This window comes from Methanosarcina sp. UBA5 (assembly GCF_002505485.1).
In the GTDB taxonomy this organism is placed as follows: Archaea; Halobacteriota; Methanosarcinia; order Methanosarcinales; family Methanosarcinaceae; genus Methanosarcina.
This window is the reverse complement of record NZ_DAVG01000136.1, coordinates 9,235-10,332: the sequence shown is the minus strand read 5'-3', so window position 1 is coordinate 10,332 and position 1,098 is coordinate 9,235. Positions and strand designations below refer to the sequence as shown.

At 39.0% G+C, this 1,098-nt stretch carries 2 protein-coding genes; both read left to right on the top strand.

Features of this window, described 5'->3' with window-relative positions:
* Positions 1-612: cation transporting ATPase C-terminal domain-containing protein (locus BP621_RS16780; RefSeq protein ID WP_292391873.1), on the top strand; the 612-nt coding region annotated here is incomplete at its 5' end.
* A 22-nt stretch (positions 613-634) separates the two neighbouring features.
* Positions 635-844: a hypothetical protein gene (locus BP621_RS16775; RefSeq protein WP_292391872.1), complete on the top strand. Its 210-nt coding sequence runs from the start codon at positions 635-637 to the stop codon at positions 842-844.
* Positions 845-1,098 lie beyond the last annotated feature (254 nt).

Below are 1,098 nucleotides of genomic sequence, written 5' to 3'. Positions count from 1 at the left end.
AACATGTTTTCGGTAGTTACTGCAAGTGCGTTCCTTCCTTTTTTGCCAATGAAACCGATTCAAATACTTTTCCTTAACCTGATTTATGACATTTCATGCATTGCCATTCCGTGGGACAACATGGATGAGGATTATCTTAAAGTACCGCGCAAATGGGATGCCTCTTCCATTGGCAGTTTCATGGTCTGGATCGGCCCCACAAGTTCGGTATTTGATATCATTACCTACATTTTTATGTTTTTCATAATCTGCCCTGCCGTATACGGTGGAGCTTATGGTGCGGCAGGTGTCAACAAAGTATTGTTTGCTAGCCTGTTTAATGCCGGATGGTTTGTAGAAAGCCTATGGTCTCAGACGCTTGTCATTCACATGATACGCACACCGAAAATACCTTTTATTCAAAGCGTGGCATCATTGCCGGTTATGCTGTTAACCTCCGCATCAATTTTAATCGGGACCATTATCCCTTACACACAATTTGGGAAGATATTAGGCATGTCTGCAATGCCTTTTACCTATTTCCCATGGCTGATCGGCACGATTTTATGTTATATGCTTCTCGCTACATTTCTAAAAATAATGTATAAAAGAAGATATGGTGAGTTACTGTAGTCGTTAATAAGGAGAAATTATCATGGTAAGCATAGTAATAGGGACAAATTCTTACACAGCCTTAGGACTATTCGGTGTCTGCAGTATAATGCTCCTTGGGTTGTTTTCAACATATCCTGCTGTTAAGGCTTTTGAAAAAGGCAAAAGTTTTATCAAATGGTATTTATTCAGTTTTTTTCTTTTTCCTTTTGCGTTAGTTTCATCTTATTTTATAGAAAACAAACATTCTTAATTCATTATTACATTTTTTCAAGTCAACTGCACCTTATATTATAGTTTTAGGATCAGCTCCGAAATATAACAAACCAACGTAAGTTGATGAAGACGGTTTTTCGGTCCTGATTTCAGTGATTTTTTTCTGGCCAGCCCCTTTTGTGACCACGCCCAATTTGTGTGTTGACCAGATACCCTCCAGCCCTTTACTCAAGCCTGTAATGTATGAGTGAACTACCCCTCAGCTAAAGACTGAGTGGCTTCCTAGTTCAT

Excerpts from the sequence above, each read along its gene's own strand:
- BP621_RS16775 (WP_292391872.1), top strand. The coding sequence starts at position 635 with ATGGTAAGCATAGTAATAGGGACAAATTCTTACACAGCCTTAGGACTA.